The sequence below is a fragment of the Mesorhizobium sp. M0077 genome (assembly GCF_040322955.1).
GTDB lineage: Bacteria > Pseudomonadota > Alphaproteobacteria > Rhizobiales > Rhizobiaceae > Mesorhizobium.
On the sequence record NZ_JAMYUL010000010.1, the window covers coordinates 129,151 to 146,276 of the forward strand.

Annotated in this window: 16 protein-coding genes; 5 read left to right on the forward strand and 11 right to left on the reverse strand. The window is 64.6% G+C overall.

Annotated elements, in window-relative coordinates:
* Positions 1-58: 58 nt before the first annotated feature.
* From NKJ57_RS20020 to NKJ57_RS20030, 3 genes are all read left to right on the forward strand, one after another.
* Positions 59-940, forward strand: coding sequence for a LysR family transcriptional regulator (locus NKJ57_RS20020; protein WP_023668708.1), 882 nt, complete (start codon positions 59-61; stop codon positions 938-940).
* 123 nt (positions 941-1,063) lie between these two features.
* Positions 1,064-1,504 (forward strand): phospholipase A2 family protein, encoded by a 441-nt coding sequence (locus NKJ57_RS20025; RefSeq protein WP_023684130.1) that lies wholly within the window; start codon positions 1,064-1,066, stop codon positions 1,502-1,504.
* Positions 1,501-3,654, forward strand: coding sequence for a phospholipase D-like domain-containing protein (locus NKJ57_RS20030; RefSeq protein ID WP_023815251.1), 2,154 nt, complete (start codon positions 1,501-1,503; stop codon positions 3,652-3,654). The genes NKJ57_RS20025 and NKJ57_RS20030 overlap by 4 nt, the downstream gene beginning before the upstream one ends.
* 104 nt (positions 3,655-3,758) lie before the next feature.
* Here the strand turns inward: NKJ57_RS20030 and NKJ57_RS20035 are convergent, their stop codons facing one another.
* From NKJ57_RS20035 to NKJ57_RS20045, 3 genes are all read right to left on the reverse strand, one after another.
* A complete protein-coding gene (locus NKJ57_RS20035; protein WP_023668705.1) occupies positions 3,759-5,015 on the reverse strand; it encodes a D-amino acid dehydrogenase in 1,257 nt (418 codons plus the stop codon).
* A 93-nt stretch (positions 5,016-5,108) separates the two neighbouring features.
* The gene (gene alr / locus NKJ57_RS20040; protein WP_352512189.1) at positions 5,109-6,218 is read right to left on the reverse strand and encodes an alanine racemase; all 1,110 of its coding nucleotides are present in this window, start codon (positions 6,216-6,218) and stop codon (positions 5,109-5,111) included.
* Between the two features lie 271 nt (positions 6,219-6,489).
* On the reverse strand, positions 6,490-7,002 hold the full coding sequence (locus NKJ57_RS20045) for an RNA pyrophosphohydrolase (RefSeq protein WP_023824279.1): 513 nt from the start codon (positions 7,000-7,002) through the stop codon (positions 6,490-6,492).
* Between the two features lie 176 nt (positions 7,003-7,178).
* Here NKJ57_RS20045 and NKJ57_RS20050 point away from each other — a divergent pair, with 176 nt between their 5' ends.
* Positions 7,179-7,514, forward strand: coding sequence for a DUF8220 family protein (locus NKJ57_RS20050; protein WP_023688909.1), 336 nt, complete (start codon positions 7,179-7,181; stop codon positions 7,512-7,514).
* Between the two features lie 19 nt (positions 7,515-7,533).
* On the opposite strand, the gene NKJ57_RS20055 is transcribed toward NKJ57_RS20050, so the two are convergent.
* The 5 genes from NKJ57_RS20055 to rsfS all read right to left on the reverse strand — a co-directional run bounded on the left by NKJ57_RS20055 (position 7,534) and on the right by rsfS (position 12,629).
* On the reverse strand, positions 7,534-8,715 hold the full coding sequence (locus NKJ57_RS20055) for a divergent polysaccharide deacetylase family protein (protein WP_352512187.1): 1,182 nt from the start codon (positions 8,713-8,715) through the stop codon (positions 7,534-7,536).
* 183 nt (positions 8,716-8,898) lie between these two features.
* Positions 8,899-10,224, reverse strand: a complete 1,326-nt coding sequence (locus NKJ57_RS20060) for a S41 family peptidase (RefSeq protein WP_023668701.1) — start codon at positions 10,222-10,224, stop codon at positions 8,899-8,901.
* A gap of 1 nt (position 10,225) precedes the next feature.
* Complete coding sequence (locus tag NKJ57_RS20065) at positions 10,226-11,584, reverse strand: murein hydrolase activator EnvC family protein (protein ID WP_023668700.1); 1,359 nt, start codon at positions 11,582-11,584, stop codon at positions 10,226-10,228.
* A gap of 122 nt (positions 11,585-11,706) precedes the next feature.
* Entirely contained in the window at positions 11,707-12,189 is a 483-nt protein-coding gene (gene rlmH / locus NKJ57_RS20070) for a 23S rRNA (pseudouridine(1915)-N(3))-methyltransferase RlmH (protein ID WP_023668699.1), read from the reverse strand.
* Between the two features lie 62 nt (positions 12,190-12,251).
* Positions 12,252-12,629 (reverse strand): ribosome silencing factor, encoded by a 378-nt coding sequence (gene rsfS, locus NKJ57_RS20075; RefSeq protein WP_023668698.1) that lies wholly within the window; start codon positions 12,627-12,629, stop codon positions 12,252-12,254.
* Between the two features lie 241 nt (positions 12,630-12,870).
* Here rsfS and NKJ57_RS20080 point away from each other — a divergent pair, with 241 nt between their 5' ends.
* The gene (locus NKJ57_RS20080) at positions 12,871-13,725 is read left to right on the forward strand and encodes a mechanosensitive ion channel family protein (protein WP_352512186.1); all 855 of its coding nucleotides are present in this window, start codon (positions 12,871-12,873) and stop codon (positions 13,723-13,725) included.
* A 15-nt stretch (positions 13,726-13,740) separates the two neighbouring features.
* Here NKJ57_RS20080 and NKJ57_RS20085 read toward each other — a convergent pair whose 3' ends face one another.
* From NKJ57_RS20085 to NKJ57_RS20095, 3 genes are all read right to left on the reverse strand, one after another.
* Positions 13,741-15,021 carry an MFS transporter gene (locus tag NKJ57_RS20085; RefSeq protein ID WP_352512184.1) on the reverse strand — a complete coding sequence of 427 codons (1,281 nt, stop codon included), beginning with the start codon at positions 15,019-15,021 and terminating at the stop codon, positions 13,741-13,743.
* Positions 15,022-15,087: 66 nt separating this feature from the next.
* Positions 15,088-15,681: a nicotinate-nucleotide adenylyltransferase gene (locus NKJ57_RS20090; RefSeq protein WP_352512182.1), complete on the reverse strand. Its 594-nt coding sequence runs from the start codon at positions 15,679-15,681 to the stop codon at positions 15,088-15,090.
* Positions 15,682-15,844: 163 nt separating this feature from the next.
* Positions 15,845-17,125: a glutamate-5-semialdehyde dehydrogenase gene (locus NKJ57_RS20095; RefSeq protein ID WP_352512180.1), complete on the reverse strand. Its 1,281-nt coding sequence runs from the start codon at positions 17,123-17,125 to the stop codon at positions 15,845-15,847.
* Position 17,126: the final 1 nt, after the last annotated feature.

The window sequence follows — 17,126 nt, forward strand, 5'->3', positions numbered from 1 at the left end:
GCAGGCCAGAGGGGGGTGGGCGGGAACGCCGCGTTCGCCGCTAGCCCGGACCACCCCCATGAACTGGGATGACGTCCGCATCTTCCTCGCCGTGGCCCGCGCCGGGCAGATCCTTGGCGCCGCCAAGCGGCTGGAACTCAATCACGCCACCGTCTCGCGCCGCATCGCAGCGCTTGAGGATGCGTTACGGACAAAACTGTTTCGCCGGCTTACCACCGGCAGCGAGCTGACGCCGGCCGGCCAGCGCTTTCTCGACATTGCCGAGCGCATGGAAGCCGACATGATCGCCGCGCGCTCCGCCGTGTCGGGCGAAGGCGACGATATCTCAGGCACCGTGCGCATCGGCGCGCCCGACGGGTTTGGCGTCGCATTCCTCGCCACGCGTCTTGGCGCGCTGACCGCGCTGCACCGCGAACTCACCATCCAGCTGGTGCCGGTGCCGCGTTCCTTCTCGCTGTCGCGGCGCGAGGCCGACATCGCCATCACCGTCGAGCGGCCGAGCGAAGGCAGGCTGGTGGCGGGAAAGCTGGTCGACTACACCCTCGGCCTGTTTGCCTCGCGGGACTATGCGCAGGCGCACGGCTTACCCGAGACCGCTGCCGAACTCGGCCAGCATACGCTGATCGGCTATGTCCCAGACCTGATCGTCAGCCCGTCGCTCGACTATGCGGCGGAGTTCAGCCCGGACTGGCGCACCAGCTTCGCCATCTCCTCAGCGCTGGGCCAGGCCGAAGCGGTGCGGTCGGGCGCCGGCATCGGCATCTTGCACACCTTTGTCGCCCGCTCGATGCCGGAGCTGATCCCCGTCAACATCGTGACGCCGATCCGCCGCGCCTACTGGCTGGTCTATCATGAATCGGTCCGGCCGCTGCGCCGCGTGCAGATCGTCGCCAACTTCATCACCAAGGCGGTCGAGAGAGAGCGCGGGCTGTTTGTCTGATGGCCGCGCCGCCTTGCCTTCGCCACAAAATCGGCCAGTGTGGCAACAAGCGCGATGTCGCCTATCATTAAGGATTGGCTGCGCCGGGTGGGACACTTTTTTGCAAAGCTGGTGCGGATCAAAATGCGAGCGGTGCTCGCCATCTTGCCGCTTGTCGCGCTTTCCGCCTGCGCCAATCCATGGACCGAAGTTCCGGAAGCCGAACTGCCCAAGCCGGTCCGTATCGCAATGGCCCGCCCGTCGCCTTTCGTCTTCGGCAATTATTGCGGTCCCGGCACCCGCACCGGCGACCTCTCGGCTCGCCCTGTCAATCGCCTCGACAGCGCCTGCCAAATCCATGACGCCTGCTACATCGCGCGCCATAATCATTGCGACTGCGACGGCGCGCTCGTCGCCTCGGCAAAGGCGATCCGTGATGACAAGACAGCGCCGAAAAAGATGCGCGGCGAGGCCGAGCTTTTGATCGCCACTTTCGCGCTTCCCGTCTGCAAGGTGTTTCCGCAAGGCTTCCTGCCGCCGCGCGATCCGGCTGAACTGAAGACGATGAACGGTGCGACCGGATGAACCGCGCCATCTGCCTGGCCTTGGCCGGGCTGGGGCTGGCGGCCCTTGCCGGTTGCGCCGCCCCGATCCGGCACAGCTGCGATTTCTTTCCCGATGCGAAGGATTGCGGCCGGCCGTCGCTATCGGCCGACACGCCGGGACCGCAGACTGCAGCAGCAGCGTTTTTCGGCGATGCCGGCGCCCGCGACTATGAAAGGCAGTTTCTGGCGCTGCTCGCCCACAACCAGATCGGCGCCATCGACAGGGCGAACGGCACCGGTCCGTTCGGACATGACCGCCACGCCATCGCCAACCGCGATTTCCAGGCCACCTACCGGACGCTGGAACGGCTGGCGAAGCCGGTTACCGCCGAACAGATGCCGGCAGTGAGCGGCACAGCCGGCGAAGGCCATTTCAACGGCCGTTGGCGCGTGTCGCGGCAGACGCTCTATGTCAACGCCGCCGCGCGGCCCTCCGCGCCAAAGACGTTCAGCTTTTCCGGCCTGCAGGCGCGCTCGGTCGAGATCGTGATGCGCCAGGCGGGAAAGCAGCCGGTTGAGATATCGGGCGCCTGCGACGGGGCGCTGGCGATTCGCGCCGGCGGTGGCTCGCGCAGCGTGGCGAGCGGTGCCGCCTTCCGCCTCCGCCTGTCGGCCGGGCAAACCGCCAGCCTGTTCCCCAGCGATGGTTTGAACCGCTGCAGTCTCAAGCTCAGCTCCAGTCTGGCGCCGGCAGGCGCCCCGCTCACCATCCTGCGCGAAGAGGTTGCCTATCCGGCGATAGCCGCGCTCGACAGCCGCTACGAGCGTTGTCCAGTGCCCGGTCCATCCGGCCTGGATGAACTCGCCCGCGTCTTCTATGCCGGCCGCTGGCTGTCGCAGAGCTGTTCGCTGCCGCTCGGGTCACCGCGCCTGTTACGCAAGTCGCGCGACGGCTTCAACGCCAAGGTCGAAGCGCTGCTCGGCGCGCCTTTACCCGACAGCGCCTTCGACAAGGCCGACCCCGAACTGCCGCTCGATTTCTCGCGCGCGCCGAAACTCAAGCTGGTCTATCTGTCGTCGCTGGAGTTCAAGGCCGATTTTTCCGGCCGCGTCATCGAGCGGCTGATCCGCCATCACGCAGCCCTCGGCACCAAAGTGCGCATCATGGTCACAGACGTGCTGGAGCGCGACAAGGACGATGCCCTGCTGCACCGGCTGGCGGCCGATTATCCCAATGTCGAGTTGCAGGAATATCGTTGGCGGGCCGACCACGGCGCGCCGGTCGACGAGCAACTGTCACAGCTGCACAAGACCCATCACGTCAAGATGCTGGCGACGCTTGCCGAGGATCCCGCCCGCTCGCGCGTCATCATCGGCGGCCGCAACATTCATGACGGCTTCCTGTTCCACAAGCCGATCGACCTGTCGCGCTATCCGAACCTCGAGCAATACGGCAAGACCGACGGCCTCTCGCTCAACTACTATTCGAACTGGAGCGATTTCGACATCGAGTTTGCCGACCCGGCCACGGTCGAGACGCTGGCCGCGCATCTCTCGACATTGTGGCTGCGCGACGCCGACACCAACATCGCAAGACCCTTCTCCATTCCGGTGCGCTCCGACAGCCGGCGCCCGCCGGGCACGGTGCGCCATTTCATTTCCGTGCCCTACGAGGACAACCATGCGCTCGAGACCTATTTCGTCGAGCTGATCGACACTGCCCGGCACCATATCGAGATCGTCAATCCCTACCTTAATCTGACGCCGAAGCTCAGCCTGGCCATCGAGCGGGCGCTGGCGCGCGGCGTCAGGATCGACATTGTCGGCCGCATCGACCTCAAGGGCGATATTGGCGGCAAGCTGCTGACCGCGCTCAACAAGCTGTTCGTGGAGAAATATTGCGACCGCATCAACATCCGCGAATTCAAGGCGCCCGATGTCGTGCTGCACTCCAAGATCATGATGATCGACGAAAGGCTGGTGACGATCTCGTCGGTCAATCTCAACAACCGCAGTTTCTTCCACGATCTGGAGAACGGCATGACGGTGCTCGACCCTGCCTTCTACGCCAGGATGCAGCCGGTCTATGACGACTATGTCGCCCATTCGAACCCGGTATCGACCAAGGTGACGATACCGTGGGCCTACCGATGGCTGTTCTCGAAGGGTTGGGTGAAAGAGGCGTTTTGAGGGGCTGGCGACGCTGAAGGAATGCCGTTCTGTAGCGATCCTTTACACCCCCTCTGTCCGGTAGGACAGAGGGGGTGCTGGCCCGCCAGCTTTAAAAAGCACCCCTACCTCAAATACCGCTCCGGCCCCAGCTCCCGCACATCGATATCAGGCACCTTGCTGGAGATGATGTCGGACAGCACCTTGGCCGAGCCGCAGGCCATGGTCCAGCCAAGCGTGCCGTGCCCGGTGTTGAGATAGAGGTTGGAGAACTCGGTGCGGCCGACCAGCGGCGGCCCGTCCGGCGTCATCGGCCGCAGCCCGCACCAGAAGGACGCCGCCTTGAGGTCGCCGCCATCCGGGAACAGATCGCCGACCGAATGTTCGAGGGTGCGCCGGCGCGATTCATGCAGCCTGAGATCGAAGCCGGAAATCTCCGCCGTGCCGCCGACGCGGATGCGGTCGCCGAGCCTGGTGATCGCCACCTTGTAGGTTTCGTCCATTACCGTCGACACCGGGGCGGCGACCGCGTCCTTGATCGGAACGGTGATCGAATAGCCCTTGACCGGATAGACCGGGATCGGGCGCCTGAGCAGGCGCATGAAGCGCGCCGAATAGCTGCCCAGCGCCAGCACATAAGCGTCGGCCGCGCGCGAGCGCTGGTCGGTGCCGACGCTGACGATGCGATTGCGGTTCTTGGAGAAGCGCCGGATCTGCGTACCGTACTCGAACGTGACGCCGCGCGCCACGCAGAGCTCGGCCAGCCGATCGGTGAACATCTTGCAGTCGCCAGTTTCGTCGCCGGGCAATCTCAGCCCGCCGACAAACTTTTCCCGCACGCCGGCCAGCGCAGGTTCGGCGCCAATGCAGCCTTCGGGATCGAGCAACTCGTAGGGAACGCCATATTTCTTCAGCACCTCTACATCGCCGCCGGTGCCGTCGAGCTGCTTTTGCGTGCGAAACAGCTGCAGCGTGCCCTTGGTCCGCTCATCATAAGCGATGCCGGTCGCCTCGCGCAGCGCCTTCAGCGTGTCGCGGCTGTATTCGGCGAGCGGCACCATGCGCGCCTTGTTGATGGCATAGCGATCCGCGGTGCAATTGCGCAGCATCTTGATGAGCCATGTCCACATATACGGATCGAAGGCCGGCCGCACCACCAGCGGGCCGTGCTTCATCAACAGCCACTTGATTGCCTTCAGCGGAATGCCGGGGCCGGCCCAGGGCGAAGCATAGCCCGGCGAGATCTCGCCGGCATTGGCGAAGCTGGTTTCCAGCGCCGGCCCTTTCTGGCGGTCGAACACCGTCACCTCGTGGCCGGCCTCAGCGAGATAATAGGCAGTGGTGACCCCGATAACGCCGCCGCCCAACACGAAGATCTTCATCGCATCACTCTCCACGACGACTTCCGTCAGAGGGCCGCCGCCTCCTGTCTGCCGGATTCTGCGGCGTCCGCCAAGGGGCGGCGTGTCGCGGCTCTATTCGTTGATATAGCGGCGGTGGAAGCGGGGGCCGAGACTGGTCAGGATTTCATAACCGATCGTGCCGGCATGACCGGCGGCGTCATCGACGCTCTGCGAGGGGCCCAGGAGTTCGACAAGGTCGCCCTCGCGCAGCCGGCCGGCCGGCAGGGCCGAGATGTCGAGTATGATCGAATCCATCGACACCCGCCCGACAAAGGGCAGTCGCACGCCGTCGAGCCAGGCAGCCGAAGCCGCGCGCCGGTGCCAGCCATCGGCATAGCCGAGCGAGATCGTGGCCGCGCGCAAGGGACCGCTGGCCAGAAACGCATGTCCGTAGCCGACGCCCGCGCCCTTATCGATGCCGCGTGTCTGGATGATCTTTGCCTCGAGCCGCACCACCGGCAGCATCGGGTTCGCCTCATCAGGCGTCGGATTGATGCCGTAGAGCGCAGCGCCAGGACGCGCGAGGTCGTACTGATAGCGCGGCCCAAGAAAGATGCCGGAGGAATTGTCGAGCGACGCCGGCGCCTTGGGCAGCATTTTGCGCAGCCGTTCGAACTCTTTGAGCTGCGCGTCATTGGCCGGATTGCCCGGCTCGTCGGCGCGGGCCAGATGGCTCATGACGAGGACGACATCGACGCCGGCGAAAGCATCGGCCGTAAGCGCCTCGACCTCTGCCGGCGCCATGCCCAGCCGCGACATGCCGCTGTCGACCTGGATGGCGGCCTTGAGCTTGCGGCCGGCCTTTTGGCCTGCCTCGCTCCACGCCTTCAGTTGCCCGGTGCTGTTGATGACGGGAACAAGGTCGGCGGCCACCGCTTCAGGTTCCGAGCCCGGCGGCAGGCCGTTCAGCACATGGATTTCCAGCTTCGGTCCGAGTGCGTCGCGCAGCGCGACACCCTCGGTGAGATGCGCGACAAAGAAGCTGTCGCAGCCTTCGGCAACCAGTGCCGCCGCCACTTGCCGCGCGCCGAGCCCGTAACCGTCGGCCTTGACGACGCCGGCGCAGCGCGCGCCGCCGAGCTTTGCCTTCAGCCGCCGGTAATTCTCCCTGACCGCGCCGAGATCGATGGTGAGAATGGCGCCGGCCGCCGCTTCGCTGATGGTATCTTTGGCTTTATGCATCGCAGATCCGACGAAGTCGGCGCTGCCCCTCATTGTCCTGCCGGATATTTCTCCCCGGCCCTGTACGGGGAGTTGAAGAGCGGTCCGCGTAAGGCGGACGAAAAGCCAACTGCTTGGCTTTTCGAGTGACGAAAGCCGGCAGGCAGGTGAGGGGCAGCCCATACGCTGCGCTAAGAGGCCATTGCCCGGCGTCGTTCATATGGATCTCGTGGCTGCGGGTGTCCCGATCAATAAAGCACGAATCAGGTGCCGTGCGAACCGTCACATCCAGCTAGGCAAGATGACGGAACGTCGCCACCACATCCTCATAGACGTTGCGTTTGAACGGCACTATCAGATCGGGCAGGTCCTGCATTGGCCGCCATGCCCATTCATCGAATTCGGCGGTGTGGCCGCCGGGCGGCGGATTGATCTGGATCTCGCTGGCCTCGCCGTGAAAGCGGTAGGCGAACCATTTCTGCGTCTGGCCGCGATAACGCCCCTTGAGGGCTATGCCGACCAGATCGGGCGGCAGGTCGTAATTGATCCAGTGCGGCGCCTCGGCCAGCAGCGTGACCGAGCGCATGCCGGTCTCTTCATAGAGCTCGCGCCCGGCCGCCTGCAGCGGCTCCTCGCCCTCGTCGATGCCACCTTGCGGCATCTGCCAGAGCTGCGTGGTGCCGGCGAATTCGCTGTCCGGCTCGGCGATGCGGTGCCCGACCCAGACCAGCCCGTCGCCATTGAGGATCATCAGCCCGACACAGGGGCGGTATGGCAGCGTCTCGGGGTCGATCTTTTTAGCCATCGGAGTTTAAAGCCGTTCTGAGATTCGCTCCGGCGAGGCAGTGGCGAATGATTTCGAGAACCGGAGCGGAGCGTACTCAAAGTAGGCTTGCCCCGGAAGCGGAAAACTTGGGTTCGTTCCAGTCACTGCCACCCGGCCCCGTTGCCGCCGTTGCGGTCGAATGGCAGAGTAATCCCATGAAAAATATTCAAATCATCGACGGCGCCTTGAACGCAACCTTCAGCGTGTTCGAGGCAACAGAGGAGGAGTACGCCGCCATCTTCCCGGATGGAAGAGACATGGAACTGGCCGAAGATTTATTTGAGCGGCTTGGTGAAGACGAGGCAGGTCGCGTGCTGGCGCCGCTTTGGGGTCGTCCCATCCTGAAACGCGATGTGCTCGGAATCCACGGCACCCTGTTCTACAACAACGAATATCGGCGGAGACACATCCCGCAATCAAAGCGCGAGGTCGACTGGGATGATGGTTCAATCAATCAGGCCCAGAGAGAGCTCTTTTCTCGGCATCGTTGAAAATCGCCACAAGCGCCGGTCAGCCCTTTTCCGGGTCGATGGCCACCGCCGAGATCGGCACGATCTCGATGCCGCGCTTTTTCGCTTCGACCGCCCAGAACGCCACGGTGTCGACGGTGAGGTCGAAAGCCGAGCCGATGCCGACGGCGGAGCCTTTGGCACGCGCGGTCGCTTCCAGCGCGTCGAGCTTTTTCAGGATGGCGCCGCGGTCCTGCACGGCGTCGATTGCCGTATCGCCGGCGACGAACGGCACACCGTCCTTCAAGGCGAGATCGGACGCCAGGCTCCGCGCGGACGAGCCGTCATCGACATAGGCAAGGCCGCGCTTGCCAAGCTCGGCCATGAACGGCCCCATCGCTGTCGCGTCGGCCGAAAAGCGCGCCCCCATATAGTTCATGACGCCGGTATAGTTGGTGGTCCGCGACAGCGCCCAGCGCAGATTCTTCAGATTGTCGTCCGGGCTTGCCGCCACTGTCAGCGTGTTGCGGCCGGGATTGACGTTGGGATAGTCGAACGGTTCGAGCGGCACCTGCATGACCACCTCATGCCCGCGCTGCCGTGCCGCCTGCATCCAGCGGCCGATGCTGTTGCCTTGCGGCGCAAAAGCCAGCGTCACTTCGGCCGGCAGCTTGGCGATCGCGGCCTGCGTGCCGGTCTGCGACACGGCAAGCCCGCCGATGACGATTGCCACTCGAGCGCCACGCGAACCCGACCACGGCCGCGCATAGACATCGAACGGCCGCCGGCCGTCAGCGGCGCGAACCGGGAGTGGGCCGGTGTCGCTGGCCTCGATCAGCGCCCTGTCGGGGATATGCGCGATCTTCAGGTTCTGGCCGATCGTCGACGGGTCGTGGATGACGATGGCTGCATTGGGCGGGCCGTCACCCTCCTGGGTTTGCACATGGATGATCTGCGGACCGCTGGCCTTGGGCGTTTCCGCCTTCGGCGCTGCCGCCGTCGCTTGAGCAGTGGGTGCTGCGGCCGCGGGCTCGGCCGCCGCCGTCACCTTTGGCGTCGAGACCGCGATTGCTTCCGGTTTGCGGAACGGCTTCTCGCGCAGCGCGATCGCGCCGGAGATGCCGACCGCGGCCAGCACGACCAGCGTCGCCGCGACGGCGCCAGCGCTGATCCCGCGCGACGCAGCACGCGGTCGGGCGGCCTGTCCGAGTGGGCGTTCGATGTCCTTGCCGATGTCAGCCAAGCCGCATCCCCGGGCGCATGATCGGCGAAATCTTTTCGCCATGCGCAGATCCAAAACTGACGGCGCGTCCCCTGCGCCTTTTGAGGCGCAGCGCCCAGCGGTCCCCGAATCAAACTGCCGGAACCTCACGGTCCCGGCAGCATTGCATCGCTTCGATTGGGCAGCCAGAGCTACCAGTCGATTTCACTGGTTAAGCACTGCCTTCTCCGGATTCGGCGGGAATGCCGGATCGGTCTTCTGGCCGCGCAGCAGCTGTTCGGCATAGATCAGCTGCAGATCGTCCTTCGGATCCGGCGGCACATAGGCAGCCGAGCCCGAGCCGGTATCGCTCTCGTCGGCGCCCTTGATATGGCCCTTGAGGTCCGATTCGCCGCGCGTCAGGTCCCTGCCCTGCAGTTCGGGCGGCAGCGGCTGGTCGACCTTGATGTCGGGCGTGATGCCCTTGCCCTGGATCGACTTGCCGGACGGCGTGTAATAGAGCGCCGTCGTCAGGCGCAGCGCGCCGTTCTCGCCAAGCGGGATAATGGTCTGCACCGAGCCCTTGCCGAACGACTGCGTGCCGACCACTGTGGCGCGGCGCAGATCCTGCAGCGCGCCGGCGACGATCTCGGAGGCGCTGGCCGAACCGCCATTGACGAGCACGATCAGCGGCTTGGCGCCGATGTCGTCGCCTGCCTTGGCGTCGAAGCGTGTGACGTCCTTCGGGTCGCGGCCGCGGGTCGAGACGATCTCGCCACGGTCGAGGAAGGCGTCGGACACGCTCACCGCCTGGTCGAGCAGGCCGCCCGGGTTGAGGCGCAGATCGAGCACATAGCCCTTGAGCTTGTCGTTCGGCACCTGCTTCTTGATGGTGTCGATGGCGTTCTCGAGGTCGTCATAGGTCTTTTCGGTGAAGGAGGTGATCTTCATGTAGCCGATGTCGTTCTCGACCCGGAACTTGACCGCCTTGACCTTGATGATGTCGCGCACCACCGTCAACTCGATCGGCTTGTCGGCGCCCTGGCGCAGGATGGTCAGCTTGATCGGCGTGTTGACCAGGCCGCGCATCTTTTCGACTGCATCGTTGAGCGTCAGGCCGCGAACCTCTTGGCCGTCGATCTTGGCGATATAGTCGCCGGCCAGCACGCCTGCCTTGGCAGCCGGGGTGTCGTCGATCGGCGTGATCACCTTGACCAGATCGTTCTCCATGGTGACCTCGATGCCAAGGCCGCCGAACTCACCCTTGGTCTGCACACGCATGTCCTGCGCCTGCTCGGCATTCATGTAGGAGGAGTGCGGGTCGAGCGAGGTGAGCATGCCGTTGATGGCGTTTTCGACCAGCGACTTGTCGTCCGGCGGCGTCACATACTGCGCCCGCACGCGCTCGAAGATGTCGCCGAAGATCGCCAGTTGCTTATAGGTCTCGGAGCCTGCAGCGTTCGCCGTCGAGCCGGGCGCGCCATAGACCAGGCTCATCGCTGACGCGCCCATCAGCGCACCGGCAATAAGAAGCGACAGTTTCCGCATCATTTCACGTCCTTCCAGAGAAGCGGTCCGCCCACCATGGGGTCGGATCGACGGGTTTTCCATCCTTGCGGAACTCGACATAGAGTTCCGGCGTGGCATTTCCATTCTTCGAGGCCGAGGTGCTTGCCACCCGGGCCTCTCCCATCGCGCCGACCGGCTCTCCTGCGAGCACCGACTGGCCAGACGCGACGCTGATTCTGCTCATCCCCGCCAGGACGACATGATAGCCGTCTCCCGCATTGAGGATCAAGAGTTGACCATAGGAGCGAAAAGGCCCCGCATAAAGCACATTTCCGTCCGCCGGTGCCGTGACGATGGCTCCCGATTGTGTCGCAACCATGTCGCCAAGCATCACCGCGCCGTTACCGTCATCGGCCCCGAAACGCAGCTTGATCTTGCCGGTGACCGGCAGCGAGACTTGTCCCTGAAGTGCCGAAAACGGCGCGGCGGCGGTGAGGCGGTTGCCTTCCGGCACGGGCAGCGAAGCCAGCTCCGTCGACGCGGTTGTGCCTGCATCGGCGTTATCGGCGTCCGGCTTATCGCTGTCGGCCGCTTTCTGTTCGCCTGCCTTGACGGCATCCGCCGCCTTGCGGCTCTTGTCGGCTTCAAGCGAAGCGATCAGCTCTTTCAGGCTGCCGGCCTTGGCCGCAAGCGCCTGGGACCGCTGCTTTTCAGCGGCCATCGCCGTCCACGTGTCCGCCTCGAGCTTCTGCTTGGCTTCGAGCAGCATGGAGAGGCGTTTCTTTTCCGCCGTCTGCTCGCCGACCGCCGCCGTCAGCCGCGTCCGCTCGGCCTCGATCGAGGCCGTCACCCGGGTCTGTTCCCTGAGGTCGGCCAGCAATTTGTCGGTCTGCTGGCGCAGTTCCGGAACCACTGCGCCGAGCAGGATGGCGCTGCGCACCGACGACAGCGCGTCTTCCGGCTTGACCAGGATCGCCGGCGGCGGATTGAGCCCCATGCGCTGCAGCGCCCCCAGCACCTCGGCCAGCACGTCGCGCCGCGCCGCCAGCGAGACACGGATCTTCTGTTCCTCGCCCTTCAGTCCTTCGAGCCTGGCGCCGATATCCTCGATGTCCTGGCCGAGCTTCTGCTCGGTCATAGCCGACTGGATAAGCGCCGCGGTGATCGAGGCATGGTCCTTCTTGACCGAAGCAATGTCGGCGGCGAGCTTGGCCAGCCGTTCGGACGACAGCGTGATCTCGGCCGACACCTTCTCATATTCGGCACGGCTCAGATCGGGGTCGGGCGCCACGTCCAGCGTATTTTCGGCCCGTGCAAGCCCGAGCGACAGCAAAACCACCGCCGCAGCGATGCCGCAGCGCGCGTGCCGGAAGCCCGTTCGTGATTTCCCGTTGTCAGCCATTGAAGCCCGACTCTATGCGTGGCTTCGTTAACGAACCATCAACCATGATCGAACCGAAGCCTAGCACAAAACAGCCGCGCATTGGGGCGGAAATCCGGACGATTGACCCTCGACCCACTGATTTACGAACGGTGGTAGGGATGTCCCGAAAGAATCGTTGCCGCCCGATAGAGCTGCTCGCCCAGCATGACACGCACCAGTTGGTGCGGCCAGGTCGCCGCGCCGAACGAGACCATCAGCTCAGCCTGATCGCGAATCGACTGGTCGTGCCCGTCGGCGCCGCCAATGGCGATGACCAACGCCTTGCGTCCGCCATCGCGCAGCTGGCCGATACGGCTGGCGAAATCGTCTGAGGACAGGTTTTTGCCGCGTTCGTCGAGCAGGAACAGTGCCGTGCCCGGCTGCAGCTGTGCCTGCAGCTTCTGGCCTTCCTCGCGGCGGCGCTCATTGGCGTTCTGGGCTCGTCCCTCGGCGATCTCGGCGACACCAGAGAATTCGAACCCGATCGCCGGGCCGCTCTTGGCGAAACGCTCGAAATAGCGGTCGGCGAGCTCTCTCTCGGGGCCGGCCTTCATCCGGCCCACGGCATGAACTGCTATCTTCATCCCTGCCTCGGCGAGCTTTCAATCCATGTCGCACCCAGGATGGTTACGACATGAGACGGAGCTCAGTGCAAGGTCTCTTCCTCGAGGTCCGGCGCCTGCCACATCTTTTCAAGATTGTAGAATTCGCGGACTTCTGGGCGGAAGACATGGACGATGATGTCGCCTGAATCGATCAGGACCCAGTCGGCGCCGGACAGCCCCTCGACGCGCGCCGTGCCGAGACCGGCATCCTTGAGCGCCTTGAGGAGGTGGTCGGCGACAGCCGAGACATGACGGTGCGACCGGCCCGACGCGATGACCATATAGTCGCCGAGGCTCGATTTCCGCTGAATGTCGATTGAGACAATATTTTCGGCCTTGGAGTCTTCCAGACTGGCAAGGACTGTCTTGATGGCACGGGACACGGCGTCATCTACGCTGATCCTGGCCGGCGAAGGCATGATGTCAGCCTTCTTCCGCAATGCTGTTCTCAGTGTATTTCCTTTCGCAGCAAGAACAACCAAATCACCCACGAAATCAGGTGACACCCTATAGATAGGCAGAGTTCCCTTGCAGTTTCAAGACGGGAGGCCCTGCCAGCGCGAACGCAGTGCAAGACTTCCGGTTCCGGAGCCTTGAGAAAAATCGGAACCCATGGCCGCGGCAGGGGTTATCGACACACCCCCCAAACGGATTCTCCTGATGCCAATCGACCCCCAGAACACGTTTCTCACCGTGCAGGCTGGCCTTGCGCAACTCAGCACGCTGATCGTTTCCTATTCCTTCTCCGCCATCGGCGCCATCATCCTGCTGGTCGTCGGCTATCTCGTCGCCGGGCTAGCAGAACGATCGATCTCAGCCGGCCTCGGCCATATCCATGGTTTCGACGCGACGCTGCGCCATTTCTTCTCGAAGATCGTGCGCTACGCCATCCTGATCCTGGTCGTCATCATGGTGCTCGGTCAGTTCGGCGTGCAGACGGCTTCGATCATCGCCGCCATCGGCGCCATCGGGCTGGCCATCGGCCTGGCGCTGCAAGGCACGCTGCAGAACATCGCCGCAGGCATCATGCTTCTGGCGCTCAGGCCATTCCGCATCGACGAATATGTCGAGGTCGGCGCCATTTCCGGCACCATCGAGGAAATCGGCTTGTTCGCCACCAAGCTCCGCACGACAGACGGCGTCTATGTGCTGGCGCCCAATTCGACGCTGTGGAACCAGCCGGTGCGGAATTTTACCCGCAACGGCGTGCGCCGCGGCGACATCACGCTGACCATCGGCTCCTGGAACGACATCGACCTGGCGCAGAAAACCATGCTCGGCGTTGCCGGCGGCGAGCGCCGCGTCAAGCGAGAGCCGGCGCCGATCGCCTTCGTCGCCACGGTGGGCGATGCCAGCGTCGCCATCACCTTGCGCTACTGGACCACGGCGGCGGATTTCTTCGCCACCCAGATCGATCTCACCAAACGCGTCAAGCAGGCGTTCGACGCCGAAGCCATTTCGGTTCCCGCACCTCCGCCGGAGGCTCGACAGGAAACTGCCGCCACCAGGCAGTAGGAGCTGTGAAACCGTTCAGCGCTGATCTTCCGGGGCGTAGGCGAGCTCCACCGGCAGCGGCGCCTGCGCCGACATCGGCGCGAAACTGCTGGTCTCCGTAGCGGGGACGGCGCGCGTGGTGGCCACTCGCCACAGCACGAACAGGCAGAAGACGGTGGCGATGACGATGGCCACATAAATGAAGGCCTGCGTGCCATAGACAGCCGACAGGGCCGTCACGATACCCGGCACGATGAACCCCGACAGCGACCAGGCAAACAGCAACGAACTCGACAGCGCCACCATGTCGTCCTTGCCGGCGCGATCGGCGGCGTGTGCGCTGGCCAGCGAATAGATCGATTCCGAAGCGCCGTCCCAGATCACATAGATCACCACCAGCACCGCCAGAGCGCCACCGTCAAAGCCGATAGCCAGAATACCGGCAACGATGGCCAGTGCCGCAGCGCCGGCCAGCACGTAACGGCGATCGGTACGATCCGAAATCCAGCCGAGCGGGATCTGCAGGATCAGCGTGCCGACGGGCATGGCCGACAAAAGCAGCGCCACATCGGCCTGGCTGTAGCCCTTGGCCGTGGCATGGATCGGTGCGAACCCGGCGATCGCCATCGACAGGCCGCCGACGGCCAGCATGCCGGCCACGCCGACCGGCGAGATCCGCCAGGCGCGGCCAAGCGCCACGGAGGCTGCGCGAGGTGGCGGCGGTTGAGCCAACCGCGTCATGCCGACCGGCAGGATCGACACCGCGGTGAAGGCAATGCCGATCAGCGGCGCCTGCGCCGTCGCGATGTCGACCGCCGCCAGCAGGGCATAGCCGACGCCAAGTCCGGCGACATAGGCGACGTAAAACACCGCCATCACCCGGCCGCGAATGGCGTTTGCGACGGCATCGTTGAGCCAGCTCTGGGCGACGATGAACAGGCCGCATATTGCAAAACCGTAAAGCGCGCGCGCCGCGATCCACAGCAGCGGGTAGGTGCCGGCGCCAATGGCAGCATTCGACAGCGCTATCAGCGCCGACAGCACCATGAAGGCGCGGGCGTGCCCGACGCGGCGCACCAGCGGCCCGGTCAGGATACAGCCGGCAAGTCCGCCGGCAGACAGGCCGGTGATGATCAGCCCGGCCCAGGTCGGATCGAAGCGCTCGACGCCAAGCCGGACCGGGATATAGGCGAACATCAACCCATTCCCGACCGCAATCAGCGCCATCGACACGATTACGCTGGCAATGGCGATCACGGGCGCCGGCGGGGTGCCATGATCGGGGCCGATGTCGGTCTGGTTCACTGAAGTGGCCATATCCAGCGCAGCATCGCCCAGCCAATCGCGAAAGGCCGCCGTAAAAGCGACATCGGCGATCTGGTCTTACGGAGTTACCTTGGCTTGCTGGCGAATAGCACTCGATGACAGCGACGAGCGTGGGCCGTGGATGAAGGTCCAGGCCGGCGCCTTCATGCGGGCGAGCCGGGGCGCGTCACCCTCGTCGACGCGGGCATAGTCGAAGGTCTTGGCCACGACCGAGGACAGGAAGGACAGCGTCGCGCCCGGGCGGTCGATGACGGCGATCGGGAAGGTCATGACGATCTGGCGCCAGCGCTGCCAGCGATGGAAATCGCGAAGTGAGTCAGCGCCCATGATCCAGACGAAGTCGACGCCGGGATTGCGCGCCTTGACCAGAGCCAGCGTGTCGGCGGTGAAGCGAATATGATGCGCCGCCTCGAAGGCGGTGACCTTGATCTTCGGGTTCTTGGCGACCTGCTCCGACTGGAGCAGCCGGTCGCTCAGCGGCGCCAATTCCCTGGTGCTCTTCAGCGGATTGCCTGGCGTCACCATCCACCATAGCTGGTCGAGCGCCAGCCGCCTGAGCGCGATTTCCGCCACCAGCGCATGACCGGCATGCGGCGGGTTGAACGAGCCGCCGAACAGGCCGACGGCAAGGCCCTTTTCGGCATGCGGCATGCGGAGGTAGTGCGAGGAAAGAGGCGCCCCACCCTCCCCCTTGTGGGGAGGGTCGATCCGCGAAGCGGAGCGGGGTGGGGGGATTGCAGAATTCAGCGTCGTACCCCCACCCGGCTCGCTGCGCTCGCCACCCTCCCCACAAGGGGGAGGGTAAGGCCAGCGCTCAAGGCCTCACCTGTCCCGACCCGCGCACGCGGTATTTGAACGAGGTCAGCTGCTCGACACCAACCGGTCCGCGCGCGTGCATCTTGCCGGTGGCGATGCCGATCTCGGCGCCCATGCCGAACTCGCCGCCATCGGCGAACTGGGTGGAGGCATTGTGCAGGAGAATCGCCGAGTCGATCTCGCTGAAGAAGCGCTGCACAGCCTTTGCATCCTCGGCGATGATCGCCTCTGTGTGGTGTGAGGAGAACGTCTCGATATGGTCGATGGCGCCGGCAATCCCGTCGACCAGTTTTACCGCGATGATGGCGTCGAGATATTCGGTCACCCAGTCGGCATCGGTCGCCGGCTTGGCGTCGAAGAACAGCTTCATCACTTCCTGATCGGCATGGATCTCGCAGCCGGCGGCGCGTAGCGCGTCGAGGATCGGCACCAGATGTGTGGAGGCCACCATGCGGTCGACCAGCAAAGTCTCTGCAGCGCCACAGACACCGGTGCGCCGCATCTTGGCGTTGACGGCGATCCTGACCGCCATGTCAAGATCGGCCGAGCGGTCGATGTAGAGATGGCAGATGCCTTCAAGATGGGCAAAGACCGGCACCCGCGCCTCGCTCTGGACGCGCCCGACCAGGCTCTTGCCGCCCCGCGGAATGATGACGTCGAGATTGCCGCCAAGCCCTTTCAGCATCTCGCCGACGGCGGCGCGGTCGGTGGTCGGCACCAGCTGAATGGCGTCTTCCGGCAGGCCGGCGGCCTTCAGCCCCTCGACCAGGCAGGCATGAATGGCGGCGGACGAATTGAGCGAGTCCGAGCCGCCGCGCAGGATCACCGGATTGCCGGCCTTGAGGCAGAGCGCGCCGGCATCCGCCGTCACATTCGGCCGGCTTTCATAAATGACGCCGACAACGCCGAGCGGCGTGCGCACGCGCTCGATCTGCAGGCCGTTGGGGCGATCCCAGGCGGCAATCACATCGCCGACCGGGTCCCTGAGCTCGGCGATTTCACGTATGCCATCCGCCATGGCACGGGTGCGCGCCGGATCGAGCTTCAACCGGTCCATGAAGGAGCCGGACAAGCCCGATTCGTGTCCGTTAGAGACATCGATGGCGTTGGCGTCGAGAATGTCCTGCTCACGCGAAATGATCGCGTCGGCCATGGCGACGAGTGCGGCATTCTTGGCGTTGGTCGTGGCGATAGCCAGCGGTCGGGCGGCGGCGCGCGCATTGCGGCCCATCCGTGCCATCAAACTGGCTACATCTTCGCCTTGGTGTTTGTTCAACATC

Bases quoted from the DNA above. Each gene is read 5' to 3' on its own strand.
- NKJ57_RS20065 (WP_023668700.1), bottom strand. From the start codon at position 11,584: ATGGCTGACAACGGGAAATCACGAACGGGCTTCCGGCACGCGCGCTGC.
- NKJ57_RS20030 (WP_023815251.1), top strand. From the start codon at position 1,501: ATGAACCGCGCCATCTGCCTGGCCTTGGCCGGGCTGGGGCTGGCGGCC.
- NKJ57_RS20050 (WP_023688909.1), top strand. From the start codon at position 7,179: ATGAAAAATATTCAAATCATCGACGGCGCCTTGAACGCAACCTTCAGC.
- NKJ57_RS20080 (WP_352512186.1), top strand. From the start codon at position 12,871: ATGCCAATCGACCCCCAGAACACGTTTCTCACCGTGCAGGCTGGCCTT.
- rlmH (WP_023668699.1), bottom strand. From the start codon at position 12,189: ATGAAGATAGCAGTTCATGCCGTGGGCCGGATGAAGGCCGGCCCCGAG.
- NKJ57_RS20025 (WP_023684130.1), top strand. From the start codon at position 1,064: ATGCGAGCGGTGCTCGCCATCTTGCCGCTTGTCGCGCTTTCCGCCTGC.
- NKJ57_RS20095 (WP_352512180.1), bottom strand. From the start codon at position 17,125: ATGTTGAACAAACACCAAGGCGAAGATGTAGCCAGTTTGATGGCACGG.
- alr (WP_352512189.1), bottom strand. From the start codon at position 6,218: ATGCATAAAGCCAAAGATACCATCAGCGAAGCGGCGGCCGGCGCCATT.
- rsfS (WP_023668698.1), bottom strand. From the start codon at position 12,629: ATGCCTTCGCCGGCCAGGATCAGCGTAGATGACGCCGTGTCCCGTGCC.
- NKJ57_RS20090 (WP_352512182.1), bottom strand. From the start codon at position 15,681: ATGCCGCATGCCGAAAAGGGCCTTGCCGTCGGCCTGTTCGGCGGCTCG.
- NKJ57_RS20060 (WP_023668701.1), bottom strand. From the start codon at position 10,224: ATGATGCGGAAACTGTCGCTTCTTATTGCCGGTGCGCTGATGGGCGCG.
- NKJ57_RS20035 (WP_023668705.1), bottom strand. From the start codon at position 5,015: ATGAAGATCTTCGTGTTGGGCGGCGGCGTTATCGGGGTCACCACTGCC.
- NKJ57_RS20020 (WP_023668708.1), top strand. From the start codon at position 59: ATGAACTGGGATGACGTCCGCATCTTCCTCGCCGTGGCCCGCGCCGGG.
- NKJ57_RS20045 (WP_023824279.1), bottom strand. From the start codon at position 7,002: ATGGCTAAAAAGATCGACCCCGAGACGCTGCCATACCGCCCCTGTGTC.
- NKJ57_RS20085 (WP_352512184.1), bottom strand. From the start codon at position 15,021: ATGGCCACTTCAGTGAACCAGACCGACATCGGCCCCGATCATGGCACC.